The sequence below is a fragment of the Methylococcus capsulatus str. Texas = ATCC 19069 genome (assembly GCF_000424685.1).
GTDB classification, from domain to species: domain Bacteria; phylum Pseudomonadota; class Gammaproteobacteria; order Methylococcales; family Methylococcaceae; genus Methylococcus; species Methylococcus capsulatus.
This window is the reverse complement of sequence record NZ_AUKJ01000003.1, coordinates 19,206-35,275: the sequence shown is the minus strand read 5'-3', so window position 1 is coordinate 35,275 and position 16,070 is coordinate 19,206. Positions and strand designations below refer to the sequence as shown.

The following is a 16,070-nucleotide window of genomic DNA, read 5'->3' as shown; positions in this document are numbered from 1 at the left end:
ATGATTGCGCGATCTGCATCAACGCCGCGTCGGAATTCACGGAACTGACAGTTTTTCAATGAGTTGAATCATGGTACGCGTCATGCTTGGGCGTTTCGGATTGTTGAACCGTGAAGCAACCGGACAGCCATCGAGCTCGATGCACCATGGTGAATCTCTTTTCCTTACGGATGCGGGGACCGATCCTCGCCGGAGCCGCCCTGTTATGGGTCGCCAGCGGTATGGCACCGGTGTCCGGAGCTGGCCTGGAACAAGCGCGCGGGGTGTTCGAAATGCTGCCGGATGGCATGAATCCGAACGGCGCCGATTGGATGCAAAGCCTGCGGCTCACCTTGGGGGGCTGGATCGATGCCGGCCTCACCCACAATTTCGACGAACCCTGCTCCGGTTACAACGGTCCGGTGACCTTCTCCGATCGGTCGGACGAGTTTCAGCCGAACCAGGTCTACCTTTACCTCGAACGCGCGGTCGACCGCCAGGGAGAAAGCTTCGACCTGGGTGGCAGGCTGGACCTGCTGTACGGCACCGACGCCTGGTTCAGCCAGGCCTTCGGCGATCCTCAGGGGAGCTGGGACCGGCAGATCAGCGACAACAACCGCTACAGCCTGGCGGTGCCCCAAGCCTATCTGGAGGCGCTGGTGCCGGTGGGGCGCGGCCTCGCGGTCAAGCTGGGTCATTTCTACACCGTGGTCGGCGTGGAATCCGTCATGGCGCCGGAAAACTTCTTCTATTCCCATTCCTACGCCATGCAGTACGGGGAGCCCTTCACCCACACCGGTATCCGTTTCAGCTACCAGCCCACCGACAACCTGCTGCTGGATGCGGCTGCAGTGACCGGCAGCCAGTTCGCCGGTTGGGACGGCGTATTCGACCACAGTCTGGAGAACTGGGCCTTCGTCGGCGGCGGTACCTGGACCAGCGATTCCGGCGAGACCTCCCTGTCGATCAACGGCTCGAACGGCACCGTGACCACCGTGCCCCGGGGCGAGCTGAGCTTCTATAGCCTGGTTGCGCAGCACGACCTCACCCTGCGGCTGCACGCCATCCTCCAGCACGATCACGGCTGGATCAGCGGGGACGGCCAAACTTCGAGTTGGTATGGCCTGGTCCAGTACCTCTCCTACGATCTGGCGGACGATCTGTCACTCGGTCTGCGCGGCGAATGGTTCCGCGACGACGACGGCGTCCGCGTGCTGTCGCCGGCACGGGCACCGACGATGGGACTGGGTCCCGGCAGCTATTACGCCGTGACCGCCGGCGTGAAATGGTCGCCGCTTCCCTGGCTGACCGCGCGGCCCAACCTGCGCTACGACTGGTCCGACGGCACCCGTCCCTTCGACGATGGCAACGCGACTTCCCAGATCCTGCTGTCGGCCGATGTCATCGTGTCATTCTGATTCCCTGCTTCACGCCCCGTGAAGGCGGGCGTAATCCATTCAAGCCGGCGGCCTGAACATATCACGTCGCGGTTCAAGAACGGGCCGGGCGCTGGCGCGCCATCCTGCAATGGCTGTCGGCAATTAGTGACCACGGTCATCATCATGGCTGCGTTGACGGTCTACGGCGGCAGGGAGTTCTGGACCGGCGCGCACTTCGCCTATGCCCTGACCGTAGCGGTGCTAGGCGGTTTCATCGCACCGGTGGCGCGCGATCTGGTCGCGGCCATGGAAAGCCTGCGGAACCGGCCGCGATGATCGCGGCGGACGGCGAGCTTTCGGTCCGTCGGCGGACCGGTGGTCAGGGTCGCCGAACGGCCGGCGGGCTGGCTGCGCGGTGCGCATCGCGTGATCCTTCTGGTCTACGGCTACAACAAACAGCCAGTGCGAGTCCTGCGCGGTGTTCCGGCAGTTTCTGGATCACCTTCCGTACGGCATCGGGCGGGTCGGGCGTTTCTTCTGGCTGGGCGACGCCGACTTCGGTTTCTTCCAATGGCTCGATTTCTTGAGTTAGCCCACGGAGATTCCCGACGCCAAAAGTTCAGTTTGATGACCGTCATTGCGCTGGCGCCACGGGCCTGTAAACGCTCAAAATTCAACAGGCGCATGGTTGTCTTGGTCACGTTCGGGGAAGTGCTGTCATGATGGTTAACGCGAAGCTCAGGAGCGTCAAAAAGGCGCTAGCCTTTTTGACGTCGACTGGAGCGACTGGTTATGTGCATTCTTGGTGTTCATTGCCATTTCTTCCTCACTGGCCACGCTTTACACCATTTTCAAACGTATACCAGCAATTTTTCACGCAGGAAATCCAATGATGTTTGTTGCTGTCACGCCCAGAAGCTTCCTTCGCATACGCGATTATTTCCTTAAGCTTCCCAGATAAATAAGGGTCAATTATTCCCGTCAATTCAGATGCGATGAACTCCAAGCGCCTTAACGGGTGCTGCGCTTCATTTTTCGTAGATGCGTACATAACCTCATCGACGAGTTGGCGCAGTTCACTTAGTCTGCTGGTGTTCAAGCTAACCTCCGTTCGAGTACATAACAATTGATTGAATCGTTTCCGTATAGCTTCCTGAAATTTTTATCATGCTGCCTGCCGTGTGACAACACACGCCTTGAATTGCTTGGTCTATCCTTCTGTCTATTATCCCTTCACACCGAGATAGACTGATCTGGATTGCATGGCATGCTGGCCATTCCCACGGAACTGGTCCGTCTCTACGAGACCCAGCTGGCGCGGCATGGCGTCCTTGTGCAACAGCGCCGGTAATGTCGACTTTGATCCGCAGACGCGATTCGGGAAATTGTTTTCGGCCAAATTCTTAATGGCAACGCTGACGTGTCGAAGGCGAGTGGCAGCGCCGTGGACACCAAAAGGGAATCTCCCTCTGCACTTTAACACTGGTGGTGAAAAGCAGTTCGCCTTCTTCGCGCCCTTTTTCAGCACCGTTCATGGAGAGGGTTATGGATAATGACGGACCGCTCTCGCCCTGCTCGGCCCCCGGCGCTATCTTCAGTTTTCCTCATAGGCCCGATGCACGATGACCTCCCCGCCGCCAAATCATGCCAGATACTCGCCCCCGTCCCGGCATCCGCGTCATGCCCGGCTGCCACGACGCCATGTCGGCCCGACTGGTCGAGCAGGCGGGCTTCGAGAAGGGTTTCATGAGCGGGTTCGCCGTTTCGGCCGACCGGCTCGCCCTGCCCCACACCGGTCTTCTGTCCTGCGGGGAATTGGCGGACCAGGGGCGGGCCATCTGTGCCGCGGTGTCCATCCCGATGTTCGGTGACGGGGACGGAAGTGGTCTGCCGGCATGGGGGCCTAACGCCCGAGGGCGTCGCGCAGCGCGTTTTCGAGGTGCTCGTAGCGGAAACGGAACGGCTCCTGCTGCAGGCGTTTCGGTATTACCCGCTGTCCGCCGAGCAGCAGCTCCGCCGTCTCGCCCAAGGCCAGCCGGAGCGTGAACGCCGGCACCGGCAATGGCGCAGGCCGGTTGAGGAGGCGCGCCAGGCATTCGGTGAACTCGCGGTTGGTGACTGGATTGGGTGCGGTCGCGTTGAACGCGCCCTCCAGGTGTGCGCCCTCGATCAGGTATTCGGTGATGGCGATGTGATCGTCGAGGTGGATCCAGCTCATCCACTGGCGGCCGTCCCCGATGCGGCCGCCGAGGCCCAGCCTGAACAGGGGCAGCATCCGCTGGAGAAAGCCGCCATTCCGGCCGACGACCAGCCCGGTCCGCAGCATGCAGACCCGGACTCCATGTCCGGCGGCCCGGGAGGCAGCCTCCTCCCAGGCCGCACACAGGCGGTGGCCGAAGCCGTCACCGTGCGCGGATTCCTCGTCGAGCAGGGTATCGCCCCGGTTGCCGTAATAACCGACTGCCGAACCGCTGATCAGCACGGGGGGCTTGCTCTCGGCCCGTGCGATGTAATCGACCAGTGCCGTGGTCAGTCCGACTCGGCTTTCCCACAACAGGCGTTTGCGCGCTTCGGTCCAGCGTTTGTCGGCGATGGGTTCGCCGGCCAGGTTGACCACGGCGTCGAAGCCGGCCTGCGGGGAAAGCGAGTCGATGGCGGCAACCGGCATTACCGTCTCGCCGCACAGGCGTCGCACCGTGTCGGGCGCCTGCCGGCTGAGAACGGTCAGCCGGTGGCCGCGCTCCAACAAGCGACGGCACAGGCTTCTGCCGATGAAGCCCGTACCCCCGGTGATGAGGAGATGCATGGCGGATCCCCCCTGATTTCGGGTGAATCGGGGACGGCCACGGTCCGGAGCGTGCCCTCTAGGCTTCTGCCGCCAGCTCGTCGACCTTGGCGGCCATGATGAAGTCGTTCTCGTGGAGTCCATTGATCTTGTGGGTCTGGAACTCCACTCTGCAATAGCCCCACCCGATCCCGATGTCCGGGTGATGTCCCTCCGCCTCGCACAACTCGCCGACCTTCCGGGCGAAGTCCAGCGCTTCCATGAAATTCTCGAACCGGAACGTCCTTTTCAGCTTGGTCGCGGCGTCCTTGAGCTCCCACCGGGGCACATGGACGAGGAGTTTTTCGGCTTCCTCCGCGGTCAACGGCGGAATGCCGCCCTGGCAGGGGGTGCATTGTTTCGCTGTGAGAGAGCAGGCATCCATGATGACACCTCGTGCTGTGGTAGGGGTTCGAGCAGACCGGCGGGGGCCGCCGGAGCACCAAGATTACGTGGATCCGGACCGCACAGGCAAGGCCAGGCTGGCCCGCCGTGTGTTCGCCCGCCGGCTCAGAATAACGGTGAGACGCCGAAAATCTTCGCGTGGAAATGGAGCATGGCGAGATACAGGGCCACGGCGATGCCCAGCCGCTGCCACCCGATCTCGCCGAGTTCGAGCCGATTGCGCCCTTCCTTGATGGCCATGAAAGGAACGTTGGAAGTGGCGGCGGCAAAGCGTTCCCAGCGGTCGCCGTAGGTCCGCCGGCGCTTGGCATCGATCGAGCGCGTGCCGGCAAGGCACAGCGCCAGCAGCGAACCGAACAGCAACAGGGCGGCCACGTCGCCGTTGGCGATCACGTGGACCAGCGCCCACAGGGAGAGTCCCCACAGGAACGGATGGCGGGTGATCCGGAGAATGCCCCTGGCGGCTTCGGCATCGTTCAGCACGCTTTCGCCGGACACCGCCGAGGGATTCGGGGTGGTGAGGCCGGCGACCACGAAGATGAAGGACACCAGCATCAGGACCGCGGCGATCGGCTTGAATCCGGTGAGCTGGCCCTAGGTTTCGACATAGGGCGCCTGACGGTATGCGAACACGACCCACCCGAGCGCGAGCAAGGACAGCACCGAAAATGCGGCGCGGAAGGCTTGTTCGCCCCGGTAGGCGACGAGCCGGTCGCGCAGGCCGGTGCCGGAAATGAGGAAGTGGATGCCGACGAAGAACAGCATGGCCAGGGCAAGGTTCAACATGGGATTCTCCTGGAAAGGGCCTCGATTCCGGCTTTCGGACATCGAGGCGGATACCCGGGCAAGTCTGGTACCTTGCGGCGGCCGGTGTTCCGCGTCCCGAACCGTCCGCGCCCGGATTGGCGACTCGTCGCACTCATGCCACGCGCCAGCGCTCAGCCCGGATATTCGGCATGGCGCGGTAAGGCATCCCCGTCGCAAGACCAATGGGCTCTCGAATCCCAGAATATCCGCGCCTGCGGTTGGATCGGGGCTTCGTCGTCCAGGGAGCCGGCTGGTATGACGACACCGTCGATTTCCGGAACGTATCGGGCGACCTGACTTCCGCAGCGACTGCAAAACTGCCGGGTGAACCGTTTGGCCTCGGGAACCTTGAATTGCTTCAGCAAGGATTGGCCGTCCGCAAACACCAGTTCCGCATTCGCGAGGAACAGATTGGTCGCATGTCCGGTTCCTGACGACTTCCGGCATCGGGAACAATGACAATGATAGAAGCGTTGAGGGTCACCTTTGACTTCATATTTCACTGCGCCGCAAAGGCAACTGCCTTTGAGTGAGACCGACATACAACCTCCTGTGACGATCGGGAAATGAGAACCGTTGTGGTGAAGACACGGCCTCGAGCCGCGGGAGCCGTTCGAAGCCCGGGCGTGATCGCGGTCGGTCGATCATGGAGTCCTTCCGGTTCGTTCGGCATGGAAATCTCCCAGAGTCCGTCCCTCAGTCCGGTTCGTCGAGCGCCCATCGCTGCAGTTTATGATCGACGAAGACCAGTTCGTAAGCCGTGGTGTCCGGTACCAGCCACCAGGTGACGGTGAAAGTCGGGAGACCCAGCAGGAGGTTCCGGACGGCCGTATTTCTGCCGTACAGGTCATACAAGCGGACCACGGTGTTCCTGCCTTCCGCCGTTTCCCCTTCGTGCAGGGTCACATAATGGGAGTCGAGCACCTGGTCGACCTGCTGTTCGGTCATCCCTGCCGTAAGTTTGTCGAGATCACCGCTGTTGTGCTTCGCCGGTAGCACGATGCCGCAGCCGGAAAGCAAAGAAGCCGTGCAAACCGCGATCAAGGCTTTCATGGATTCTCCCAAGGACGTCGATGAAAAAATGCCGAAGCCGGTCGCCAGGACGGGTCCAGGATTCATCCTACACCGAATGCGCCCGGAAGGCGCGGCATGATCGCCCGGGCACTTCCAGGCGGTTACACTTGAGCCAGTGTGCTTTGGGCATGCCGATGCCGAACAGGGCATGGCCTCCCCGTGTGCCGTGCCAATTTTTCCCATGAGGGCGGTCGTGTCGGTCGCCGCTTCATGCTTCGCAACATCGAACGGAGAACGGCCTGGCGGCCCGGCCGTTTTCCACCGGCTAAGCTTGCGGAAGGGTGGGGAGCCGGTTTCGGCGCCAGTCGTCGAATGGGGCAGGCCGGCTGCTCGCGGTCTCTGGTTTGCCAGCGTACCTCGTTCGGGCTGATTGTGCACATCTTGCCGATTCGCCGCTCAATCAGGCGGTTGGCGGATCATATTCTTCGGTTTGCGTGATATCGTCTTTCCGGGGGAATTCGTTATTCAATTGCTTACAGATAATAAAGATTTGGCGGACGGCTACGCCGCCAAACTTCCCGCTGCACCCGACGGGCTGCCGCCCGCAGGTGAGCGGGGCATTGTGCCGCCCCTTGTAGGTCAAAAAATTGGGTCAAAATATGCCATCGGATAACGACAAGATTGAATTACTCGTCAAGCGGATAAAATATGCCCCGAGTCGAGAATGGGTCAATTCATATTTTGAATTGGTGAAACGGATCATCAAAATAACAGGATTGGATAACGATGATCCTCGACTTGTCATGTCTTTGTCGCCGAATAGTACAGGCTGGCGTTTTCCGGTTACCATCAATAATCGCTATGTTGTTGCTTTGCGAAAAAAGAAAGAAAATGAACAAACAAAACTATATGTTGGCTTGATTTTTACTGCCTCCGCCAGAGAAATCCCTCAATTGAGGGATAGTCCAGATCTGGGTAAGTGGGGGCAATTTAGAAACTTGCGCGGTGAAGATTCTGACCCGCCTTATTTCTTGCGCTTCGGCAATTTCCATGAATTGCTTTATTGGCTGGAGACATCTGAGCAAATCTACCAAAGTTGGAGTGAAGCACTTTTAGCAGAAGTCGGACGGGCTAAATCTTCGCCGTATCGAAAATCTCACGAGCCGCTTATGTATAAAATGGCGGTTGATGTGAATTTTAGAGCAGAAATTTTAGATAGGGTTTACACGGAAAGTAAACCTGGTTTGGGATTGTTGCCTGAACAAATAGACGAGCCTCAAGAGTTTTACGAAGGTGCATCAAAGTCTATTACGGTAAATGCTTATGAGCGTAATCCGCAAGCCAGAAACGCTTGTATTGAACACTACGGCGCAAAATGTATTATTTGCGGCTTTGTTTTCCATGAAAAGTATGGCGAAATCGGAAAAGGTTTTATCCATGTTCACCATATAAAACCTTTGGGCGAAATTTGTGCAGAATATCAAGTTGACCCAATCAATGATTTATGCCCAGTTTGTCCCAATTGCCATGCAATGCTGCACATGAGAAAGCCACCGTATAGCCTAAACGAAATTCGGGCTATGCTCAAAAGGTAAAAGTCTTGCAAAGCCAAAAGCGGTACAACATTGCGTGCAGGCGGACTTGGGGTGATGTTGCCCCGTTTTAGTGGAAGGAGAGATAAATCCTTCACGCTGCGAATGGAGGCAATGATGACAATGAGTGCGACACGACGAACATACGGCAGCGCGCTCAAGAGCGAAGCGGTTGAACTCGCTGCGAGGAGTGGCAGGCCGATAGCCGAAGTCGGACGCGGGTTGGAGCTGTCGGAGGGGCTGCTTAAGCAGTGGGTGCGAAAGGCCAAACGGGATGGAGAAGCAGCATTTCCCGGCCACGGTCGCCTGAAAGCGAAAGAATGGATCCCTATACCTTCTATACCCTCCTGACGCTGGCTTCGGTGGGAAAGGCCGGCATGATTCTGCTGGTCGCTCCCCAATATCCCGGCCGGATCACCCGCGGCATGCATGCGTGGGCATTGGGCGGGCTGATGATGGGGATGAATTTCGCGCTTTTCGTCCTGACCGCGAGATCGCTGGTTCCGGAACCGGTCGCACTGGGTGGGGCGGTCACGCTCGGGATCGGCGGAACCCTCCTGGTTTTCGTCGCCGTGCAGGAACTCCGGGAGCGCGTCTACGGCAAGTTCGCGCTGCTGGGCGTGTTCGTGTTTGCCGCCGTCGCTAACGCCTACACCCTCCACGCCGGTTACGACGGGCTCCGCATCAGCGTCAACAGCGGATTGGCCGCTGCGGTGTTCTTCATGATTGCACGCGCTCTGCTGCGTCCGGATCCTCCCTCCGGCCGGTCGATTTACCGGGTCACCGGTTTCCTGGCGCTCGCCATCAGCGTGGTATTGGCGATCCGGGCGGTGAGTCCGCTCATCCTGGATTCACCCATCGTCCATCCCATGGACGAAAACTGGGTGCAGCAGTTGACGTACTCCGCCATCCTGGTCGGAAACGTCCTGGGTTCTCTGTGCTTCGGTCTGATCGTCGCCGAGGAGCTCAATGCCGAATTGCATCAGCTGGCATCGTTCGACTCGCTCACACGGATCTATAACCGGCGAGTGTTCGAAAACCTCGCCACCGATGAACTGCTTCGGGCTCGCACGAAGCGGGTGCCGGTCTCGCTGCTCATGATCGACATCGATCATTTCAAGCAGGTCAACGACCGGCACGGTCATGCCGCGGGCGATGCCGCCCTCGTCCGGGTTGCGGAGACCATGGAAGAAAGCCTGCGGCACCGAGATCTGCTCTGCCGCTACGGCGGCGAGGAATTCGGCGTTCTGTTGCCGGCCACCGGGCGGGCCCAGGCACAGCGCATCGCTGAACGCCTGCGCCTGGCGACGATGCACGCCGGCTTCCTCTACGGCGGAGAAGCCATACCGCTCACCGTGAGCATCGGTGTCGCCTGTATCGAAGGGCCACCCTACGATTTGTCCCTGCTCAAGCATGATGCCGACCGTGCCCTGTACGTCGCCAAACAGGCCGGGCGCAACCGAGTGGCGGTCGTCTGACGACGGATGCAATGCGGCGGGTCATCGCCGCCGATCGAATCGCCGTAGGCGGGTTTCCCCGGGGGCAGGGAGCGATCCCAGGTACGGTCTCGTTTCATCCGGCCCCGGGATCCGCCGCGCGCAGCACCTCGTACCAGCGGCCGGCCATCGACTGGCCGCCGCTTCATCCCGGAGACGTGCTCGCCGTGACTCCCGGAGCCGTTCGTTCAGCCGGCCGAATCCCGCACGCTCTCGTTCCAGCCTTGGCCCGGGCCGGGTCTTCCCCTCAGTGCGCACGACGTCGAGGGCGGCGAAGTCGGAGGGTCATGTCAAAAGCGGCTCGATCCACTCTCACCGCTCGTCCTTGACCATGACGAACCGGCAACGGCCTTGCGACAGGTTGGCCCACAACCTCCCGATCGAGCGATCGTCCTCAGCCCCGTTCCAGCGATCGGCCCCCTTGTGCCCCACCGCCAGAACCACTCCGGGCCTGTCTGCACTGCCGGGCAACTGGCATAGAAAATTGGGATAGAACCGGCCATCGGCCGTGGGTGCGGCGTCGACGGGAGGCAGGTCCCACGGATACTCCAGCACCTCCGGGTCATCGAATGACACAAATCGAGCCCCCTCTCCCTCTGGGAGAGGGTTGGGGGTGAGGGAAGCCGGTGCCGGTTTCGGCGAACCAGACGAACTTGGCCAGTTGCGCGAATGTCACGTCGCGGCGGATCTGGCCGTCGGCGTCGAAGAGCGGTTCGGCGGACAGGCGGCAGAACTGGAAACCGCCGCCCAGTCCTTCGACGGCTTTCTCTCCTCTCCCGCTTGCGGGAGAGGGGGGATTACCACTGGACTTCCCTTTGTAACGAGGCGTTCGGGGTTGCGTCGCCGGTCATTCCCTGGAACCAGCGATGAAGCCCAGGCCAAAAACCGCCCTCGATGCCTGTCTTGCACGCGCCAAGGTCATCGAAGGGCTGCTGGCCGAGGGCCCGTCGCGAAATCCTCGGGCGGCAGGGCATTCCAGAAACGGGGGACCATGTCTCGCCCCGGCACCTCGCTGGCAGCCGGCGTCGATGCGACGTGCCACCTCCCGAAGCCTTGCCAATACGGTGTTCTGACGAACCCTGAAAAAAGCCTGCGCAAGGTCGGCTTGGGGGAGGGGGGTGAGGCGATTTTTTTCCACCCCGCGAAAATCCGCCCTGAGCGGTCCGCTTACCACTCCAGGCCGAAAATGACGATCCCGGTGATCAGTGCGGCGATGAGCGTCGTGCCGATGAGGAAAGGAAAGAGCAAATCGCGCCGGTGCCGCCGGATATACCGTCTCATTCTTCGTTTGAGCGCTTGGAGTTCTACCATACGGTGGTCCCCCTCCTCTTTGGGAAGAATGCAAGAACCATAGTCCAGCTACGGCGAAAGTCATGCGACAATTCAAGGCAATGGTGGGTTTCCTAGATAAAAACAATTGCTCTGACGGTGCTTGTATCGTCATTTAAGGAGAGTAGGGTGTCTTCTTGCGGCTCGATGAACGAGGTGCGGTCGCCGGATCAGGATTCCAACGCCGTCACGGGTTTCGTAGCGGGGCTCTGCGGGAGACGGTCACCGGTCGCCGTGCGTGATCTCCCCGGTCATTCGACCGTGAAGACGACGGAGCGCTTGCGCACCTTACGCCGGAAGTCGTCGGGGACGCCATTGATTGAATTGGTGGGCCATGTAGGGATCGAACCTACGACAAACGGATTAAGAGTCCGCTGCTCTACCAGCTGAGCTAATGGCCCGTGACACGGGTATGGGGTGACCGATGGGGCTCGAACCCACGACAACCGGAATCACAATCCGGGACTCTACCGACTGAGCTACGGTCACCACTGAAATTGGCGCGCCTGGCAGGACTCGAACCTGCGACCCTCGGCTTAGAAGGCCGATGCTCTATCCGGCTGAGCTACAAGCGCTTGAACTGGTCGGGGTAGAGGGATTCGAACCCCCGACATTCTGCTCCCAAAGCAGACGCGCTACCAGACTGCGCTATACCCCGGATGAGCTTGCCGAACCTCGTCGATGCGCCACTCAAAGAGTGGCAAATTCTATAGTCTCAGGAAGGGTCCGTCAATCTCGATGTCTCAAAGATTCGCCCTCACCGTTTCGAAAACGGCATGGGCTTTCGCCTCGCCCTCTTCCAGCAGGGCCTCGAGCCGATCCACCCGCTCCCGGGCGAAAGCTTCGTCTTTCACACCCTTGGCGTTGACGTAGACATTCAGTGCCGCGCTCTTGAGGGCGGCATGGGCAGCCATGACGGCCACGCCGGCGTCGCTGATCAGGTTGCGGTTGCCTTTTTGGGCGGCAGTCTCGCTCAGCCCGATGATGTCCAGGCAGAGACGGGCGCAGGCCAAAGGGACCTCGGTCGCGGCTTTCAGCGCTTCCTGTATGGCCGTGCTGCGTGCGACCTTGTCCTCCTCCGTTTCGCGAGGCAGGGCGTAGGCCGCCATGACCCGGTCGAAGGCTTCGATATCCGCCCGGATCATGTCGATGGACTGCGCCCGCAAGGCGTCCGCTCTTGCCAGGACGTCGGCCATTTCGGCTTCGACGGCTTCGTAGTTCTTCTTGCCCACCGTCAGGTTGCACACCATGCCGACCAGAGCCGCTCCCATCGCGCCCATGATGGCCGCCGCACTGCCGCCACCGGGCGTCGCCGACTTGCTGGCGAGTTCGTCGAGAAACTGCTGGATCGGCTGGTCCTGGATCATGGCGCGCGGTGCTTGAGAAAACGACGGCCGATCATTATAAGCAAGCCCTTCGGCTGGCGTAAAATCACGAGTCGACGCGCCGTGTGCCGATCACCGGGAACAACACCAAGTACGAACCTTAGACCATGAAAAAGCTGCTGTTTCAATTCGATACCGACCTGCATCCGTCCGTTTTCGACACCGTCGTGGGCTACGACGGTGGCGCCGATCAGGTCATTGCCCATGGGCATTTGACGCCCGACAACGTCGGCCCGCTGGTGGAGGGAACCATCTTCACCCGCGCGCCCAAGGACAAGAAGAACACCGCCATATTCGTGGGCGGCAGCGACCTGGTGGCAGGGCAAAATCTGTTGCGGGCGGTGCGGAAGAAGTTTTTCGCCGATTTCCGGGTGTCGGTGATGCTGGACAGCAACGGCAGCAATACCACCGCGGCGGCCGGGGTCGCCAAGCTGGCTTCGAGCGGCACGCTGGCGGGCAAGAAGGCGGTGGTGCTGGCGGGCACCGGTCCGGTGGGCCAGCGGGCGGCGGTGATGCTGGCGAAGGAGGGCTGTTCGGAAGTGGTCATCACCTCGCGGCAGATGGCCCGCGCCGAGCACGCCTGTGCCGAGATGAAGGCGCGTTTCGGGGTCGATCTGGTGCCGGTCGAGGCATTCGACGACGATGCGCGTGCCGCGGCGATCGCCGACGCCCAGATCGTGTTCGCCACCGGGGCGGCGGGGGTACGGCTGTTGGAAGAATGTCACTGGCGCGACCGCCCCGACCTGGAGCTGCTGGCCGATGCCAACGCCACTCCCCCCCTGGGGTTGGGCGGGACCGACATGATGGACCGGGGCACGGACCGGCACGGTAAGATCGTTTGGGGAGCGATCGGATTCGGCACCCTCAAGCTGGCCGTGCATCGGGCCTGTATCGCCAAGCTATTCGAGCGTAACGATCAGGTGTTCGACGCGGAGGAAATTTTCGCGCTGGCCAAGACCATGGCCTGAGCGCCGGTCTTCTCATTCGCGCCGCCAGGTCGTGCCGGCGGCGGAGTCTTCCAGGATGATTCCCTGGGCCTTGAGTTCGTCCCGGATGCGGTCGGACTCGGCCCAGTTCTTGGCTTTGCGGGCCTCGATGCGTGCCTGGATCCGTGCCTCGATGTCCGCATCGCTCAAGCCCGAACCGCCGGCATCGCTCTTGAAATAGGCTTCCGGGTCGGTCTGCAACAAACCCAAGACGTTTCCCAGGGATTTCAGCGTCGCTCCCAACGCCGCGGCCTTGGCCGGCTCCGCCGCCTTGTGGCGGTTGATCTCGCGTGCCAGGTCGAAGAGCACGGCGATGGCTTCGGGAGTGTTGAAGTCGTCTTGCATGGCGTCCGCGAAACGGGAGGAGAAACCCTCATCCCGGCCCTCTCCCAAGGGGAGAGGGAGGTCTGGAGCCAGGCCGCGCAGTGCGGTGTAAAGGCGCGACAGTGCCGCGGCGGCCTCGTCGAGGTTTTCGTCTGAATAGTTCAGCGGGCTGCGGTAATGGCTGTTGAGGATGAAGAAACGCACCACCTCCGGCCGGTAGCGGGCCAGTATCTCGCGCACGGTGAAGAAGTTGCCCAGCGATTTGGACATCTTCTCCTCGTTGATCCGCACGAAGCCGTTGTGCATCCAGTAATTGACGAAATGCTCGCCGGTCGCCCCTTCCGACTGGGCGATCTCGTTTTCGTGGTGGGGGAATTGCAGGTCCATGCCGCCGCCGTGGATGTCGAAATGGGCGCCTAGGCAGCGGGTCGACATGGCTGAGCATTCGATGTGCCAGCCGGGACGGCCCGGGCCCCAGGGGGATGCCCAGAACGGCTCGCCCGGCTTGGCCGATTTCCAGAGCACGAAGTCCAGCGGATCGCGTTTGGCTTCATCCACTTCGATCCGTTCGCCCGCTCGCAGCTCGTCAAGGTTCTTGCCCGACAGCCGGCCGTAGTTGGGGAAGCTCGCCACCGCGTAGAACACGTCGCCGTTGCTGCCGACATAGGCGTGGCCGCGCTCGATCAGTGTGCCGATCATCGCTAGGATGTCGTCGATGGACTCGGTGGCGCGCGGTTCGTGATCGGGCGGCAGCACGCCCAGCGCGCGCTCGTCTTCGTGCATCGCCTCGATGAAGCGGGCCGTCAACGCGCCGATGGTTTCCCCGTTTTCCACCGCCCGCCTGATGATCTTGTCATCGATGTCGGTGACGTTGCGGACATAGGTCACTTTCAACCCCAAGTGCCGCAGGTAGCGCGCCACCATGTCGAACACCACCATGACCCGGGCATGCCCCAGATGGCAGTAGTCGTATACCGTCATGCCGCACACGTACATGCGGACACGACGGGGCTCGAGAGGGCGGAATTCCTCCTTCTGCCGGGTCAGGCTGTTGTATATCTTGAGCATGTCATTCCGATTCGTAGGTGAACTCGGCCAGCCGCCGGTGCAGGCGCGGCTTGTCGAGCATCTGATAGATCTTCGCCAGCTCCGGCCCGTCCAGGCTGCCGGTCAGCGCCGCCCGCAGCGGCAGGAACAGGTGCTTTCCTTTGGCGCCGCTGCGCCGTTTCAGCCCGGCGAGGAAGGCGGCGAAATCGTCCGGGGACTCCGTCGCGGCATCGATGGCCGCCAGGTAAAACGCCTCACCGGCCGCCTGCGCCACCGCGGCGATGTCGGCCGCCAGTTCCAGCTCGTCGGTGAACAGGATACGGGCCCAGGCATCCGCCTGTTTTGGGAACAGACAGTTGCTGCGGACGAGGTCCAGGAAACCGGCGCGGTGGGCGTCCGGCACCACGGCCCGGGTTTCGGCATGGAGCCAATGCCAGAGGGTGTCGTCGGCAGCGCCGCGCACCGCCAGGCCCTGCCAATGGTCGAGGTGGGACACGTCGAAACGTGCCGGCGAGCGGCCCAGCCGGCGGATGTCGAACCCGGCCCGCAGCGCGGGGAGTCCCAGCAGTTCCGCGCCATCATAATGGTGGCCGAGCCGCGCCAGCATGTTGACCACGGCTTCGGGAAAATAGCCTTCCTCGCGCAGCTGCTTGATGCTGCGGCTGCCGTTGCGCTTGGACAGCGGCGCGCCGTCGTCGCCGACGATGAGCGAGATGTGGGCGTAGCGGGGCTGGGGGAGATCCAGGGCGGCGAGGATCATGAGCTGGCGCGGGGTGTTGGTGAGGTGATCCTCGCCCCGCAGCACCCTCGTGATGCCCATCAGCGCATCGTCGATGGCATTGCAGAAGAAGAAGGCGGGGCTGCCGTCGGCGCGGCGGATGATGAAGTCACCGATGTCCTCCCCGGCGAAGCGCTGCGGCCCACGGACCTCATCCTCGAATTCCACCACCCGGTCTTTCGGTACCCTGAAGCGCAGGGTCGCGGCCAGCCCCTCCTCATGCCTGCGGCGGACTTCGTCGGCCGGGAGATGGGCGCACCGTCCCGAATAGCGCGGCGGCCGGCCGGAACTCAACTGCACCTTGCGTGAAACCTCGAGTTCCAGCGGGGTGCAGAAGCAGGGATAGGCCAGACCCTTTTCCTCCAAGATACGGTAATAGGTCGCGTAGATTTCGCCGCGCCGCGACTGATACCAGTCCGGATCCGGTTCGGCGCCGCGCGGCCCTTCCTGCCAGTCCAGACCGAGCCAGCGCAGGTCGTTCATCAATTCGGCGACGAATTCGGCACGGCTGCGCTCAAGGTCGGTGTCCTCGATCCTGAGCACGAAGACGTCGCCTCCGAGAGCGCTGAAGAGCGCAGTGCGCGCATTGCCGAGATGGATCAGCCCAGTCGGGCTGGGCGCGAATCGCGTCTTGATGGGGGACATGGTGCGGATGGCGGAACGGACGAGTGGCCGGAAAACAGCATCAAAGAGTAACGGCAAGGAGCGAGCACCCGCAAGCCGAG

Annotated in this window: 15 protein-coding genes, 4 tRNA genes and 2 pseudogenes; 7 read left to right on the top strand and 14 right to left on the bottom strand. The window is 61.6% G+C overall.

Annotation, left to right across the window (positions count from 1 at the left end):
- Positions 1–146: 146 nt before the first annotated feature.
- Positions 147–1,397, top strand: a complete 1,251-nt coding sequence (locus H156_RS0100210) for a porin (protein ID WP_017364931.1) — start codon at positions 147–149, stop codon at positions 1,395–1,397.
- Between the two features lie 144 nt (positions 1,398–1,541).
- The gene (locus H156_RS16860; protein WP_154656608.1) at positions 1,542–1,694 is read left to right on the top strand and encodes a hypothetical protein; all 153 of its coding nucleotides are present in this window, start codon (positions 1,542–1,544) and stop codon (positions 1,692–1,694) included.
- Positions 1,695–2,184: 490 nt separating this feature from the next.
- On the opposite strand, the gene H156_RS16855 is transcribed toward H156_RS16860, so the two are convergent.
- Positions 2,185–2,457: a hypothetical protein gene (locus tag H156_RS16855; RefSeq protein WP_154656607.1), complete on the bottom strand. Its 273-nt coding sequence runs from the start codon at positions 2,455–2,457 to the stop codon at positions 2,185–2,187.
- A 545-nt stretch (positions 2,458–3,002) separates the two neighbouring features.
- On the opposite strand from H156_RS16855, the pseudogene H156_RS17615 reads away from it, so the two are divergent.
- Positions 3,003–3,227, top strand: a pseudogene (locus tag H156_RS17615) (carboxyvinyl-carboxyphosphonate phosphorylmutase); the annotation flags it as partial.
- 34 nt (positions 3,228–3,261) lie between these two features.
- Here H156_RS17615 and H156_RS0100190 read toward each other — a convergent pair.
- The 5 genes and pseudogenes from H156_RS0100190 to H156_RS0100170 all read right to left on the bottom strand — a co-directional run bounded on the left by H156_RS0100190 (position 3,262) and on the right by H156_RS0100170 (position 6,447).
- Positions 3,262–4,164, bottom strand: coding sequence for a TIGR01777 family oxidoreductase (locus H156_RS0100190; RefSeq protein WP_017364928.1), 903 nt, complete (start codon positions 4,162–4,164; stop codon positions 3,262–3,264).
- A gap of 58 nt (positions 4,165–4,222) precedes the next feature.
- Positions 4,223–4,567 carry a 4a-hydroxytetrahydrobiopterin dehydratase gene (locus H156_RS0100185; protein ID WP_010959847.1) on the bottom strand — a complete coding sequence of 115 codons (345 nt, stop codon included), beginning with the start codon at positions 4,565–4,567 and terminating at the stop codon, positions 4,223–4,225.
- 125 nt (positions 4,568–4,692) lie between these two features.
- A pseudogene (locus tag H156_RS15540) lies at positions 4,693–5,352 on the bottom strand (NnrU family protein).
- Between the two features lie 173 nt (positions 5,353–5,525).
- Positions 5,526–5,936 (bottom strand): GFA family protein, encoded by a 411-nt coding sequence (locus H156_RS0100175; RefSeq protein WP_017364924.1) that lies wholly within the window; start codon positions 5,934–5,936, stop codon positions 5,526–5,528.
- A gap of 154 nt (positions 5,937–6,090) precedes the next feature.
- The gene (locus H156_RS0100170) at positions 6,091–6,447 is read right to left on the bottom strand and encodes a hypothetical protein (RefSeq protein ID WP_041360703.1); all 357 of its coding nucleotides are present in this window, start codon (positions 6,445–6,447) and stop codon (positions 6,091–6,093) included.
- Positions 6,448–7,157: 710 nt separating this feature from the next.
- Between H156_RS0100170 and H156_RS17280 the strand changes: the two genes are divergently transcribed.
- Genes H156_RS17280 through H156_RS0100160 form a run of 3 tightly spaced genes read left to right on the top strand, consistent with a single transcriptional unit; the run spans position 7,158 to position 9,478 of the window.
- Positions 7,158–8,003: an HNH endonuclease gene (locus H156_RS17280; RefSeq protein WP_202948219.1), complete on the top strand. Its 846-nt coding sequence runs from the start codon at positions 7,158–7,160 to the stop codon at positions 8,001–8,003.
- 54 nt (positions 8,004–8,057) lie between these two features.
- Positions 8,058–8,351 carry a transposase gene (locus tag H156_RS17735; protein WP_081504031.1) on the top strand — a complete coding sequence of 98 codons (294 nt, stop codon included), beginning with the start codon at positions 8,058–8,060 and terminating at the stop codon, positions 8,349–8,351.
- Positions 8,321–9,478 (top strand): GGDEF domain-containing protein, encoded by a 1,158-nt coding sequence (locus H156_RS0100160; RefSeq protein ID WP_017364922.1) that lies wholly within the window; start codon positions 8,321–8,323, stop codon positions 9,476–9,478. The genes H156_RS17735 and H156_RS0100160 overlap by 31 nt, the downstream gene beginning before the upstream one ends.
- Before the next feature lie 330 nt (positions 9,479–9,808).
- Here H156_RS0100160 and H156_RS0100155 read toward each other — a convergent pair whose 3' ends face one another.
- The 6 genes from H156_RS0100155 to fchA all read right to left on the bottom strand — a co-directional run bounded on the left by H156_RS0100155 (position 9,809) and on the right by fchA (position 12,192).
- Positions 9,809–10,072, bottom strand: coding sequence for a hypothetical protein (locus tag H156_RS0100155; RefSeq protein WP_228370260.1), 264 nt, complete (start codon positions 10,070–10,072; stop codon positions 9,809–9,811).
- A gap of 1,078 nt (positions 10,073–11,150) precedes the next feature.
- Positions 11,151–11,226, bottom strand: a tRNA-Lys gene (locus H156_RS0100145).
- A 12-nt stretch (positions 11,227–11,238) separates the two neighbouring features.
- Positions 11,239–11,314, bottom strand: a tRNA-His gene (locus H156_RS0100140).
- 9 nt (positions 11,315–11,323) lie between these two features.
- Positions 11,324–11,400 (bottom strand) — tRNA-Arg (locus tag H156_RS0100135).
- 6 nt (positions 11,401–11,406) lie between these two features.
- Positions 11,407–11,483 (bottom strand) — tRNA-Pro (locus tag H156_RS0100130).
- Positions 11,484–11,568: 85 nt separating this feature from the next.
- The gene (fchA, locus tag H156_RS0100125; RefSeq protein ID WP_010959855.1) at positions 11,569–12,192 is read right to left on the bottom strand and encodes a methenyltetrahydrofolate cyclohydrolase; all 624 of its coding nucleotides are present in this window, start codon (positions 12,190–12,192) and stop codon (positions 11,569–11,571) included.
- A gap of 125 nt (positions 12,193–12,317) precedes the next feature.
- Between fchA and H156_RS0100120 the strand changes: the two genes are divergently transcribed.
- Positions 12,318–13,178 carry an NADP-dependent methylenetetrahydromethanopterin/methylenetetrahydrofolate dehydrogenase gene (locus tag H156_RS0100120; protein WP_010959856.1) on the top strand — a complete coding sequence of 287 codons (861 nt, stop codon included), beginning with the start codon at positions 12,318–12,320 and terminating at the stop codon, positions 13,176–13,178.
- Between the two features lie 12 nt (positions 13,179–13,190).
- Here the strand turns inward: H156_RS0100120 and cysS are convergent, their stop codons facing one another.
- Both cysS and gltX read right to left on the bottom strand, forming a co-directional pair.
- The gene (gene cysS, locus H156_RS0100115) at positions 13,191–14,588 is read right to left on the bottom strand and encodes a cysteine--tRNA ligase (protein ID WP_017364919.1); all 1,398 of its coding nucleotides are present in this window, start codon (positions 14,586–14,588) and stop codon (positions 13,191–13,193) included.
- 1 nt (position 14,589) lies between these two features.
- Positions 14,590–15,990, bottom strand: coding sequence for a glutamate--tRNA ligase (gltX, locus tag H156_RS0100110; protein WP_017364918.1), 1,401 nt, complete (start codon positions 15,988–15,990; stop codon positions 14,590–14,592).
- Positions 15,991–16,070: the final 80 nt, after the last annotated feature.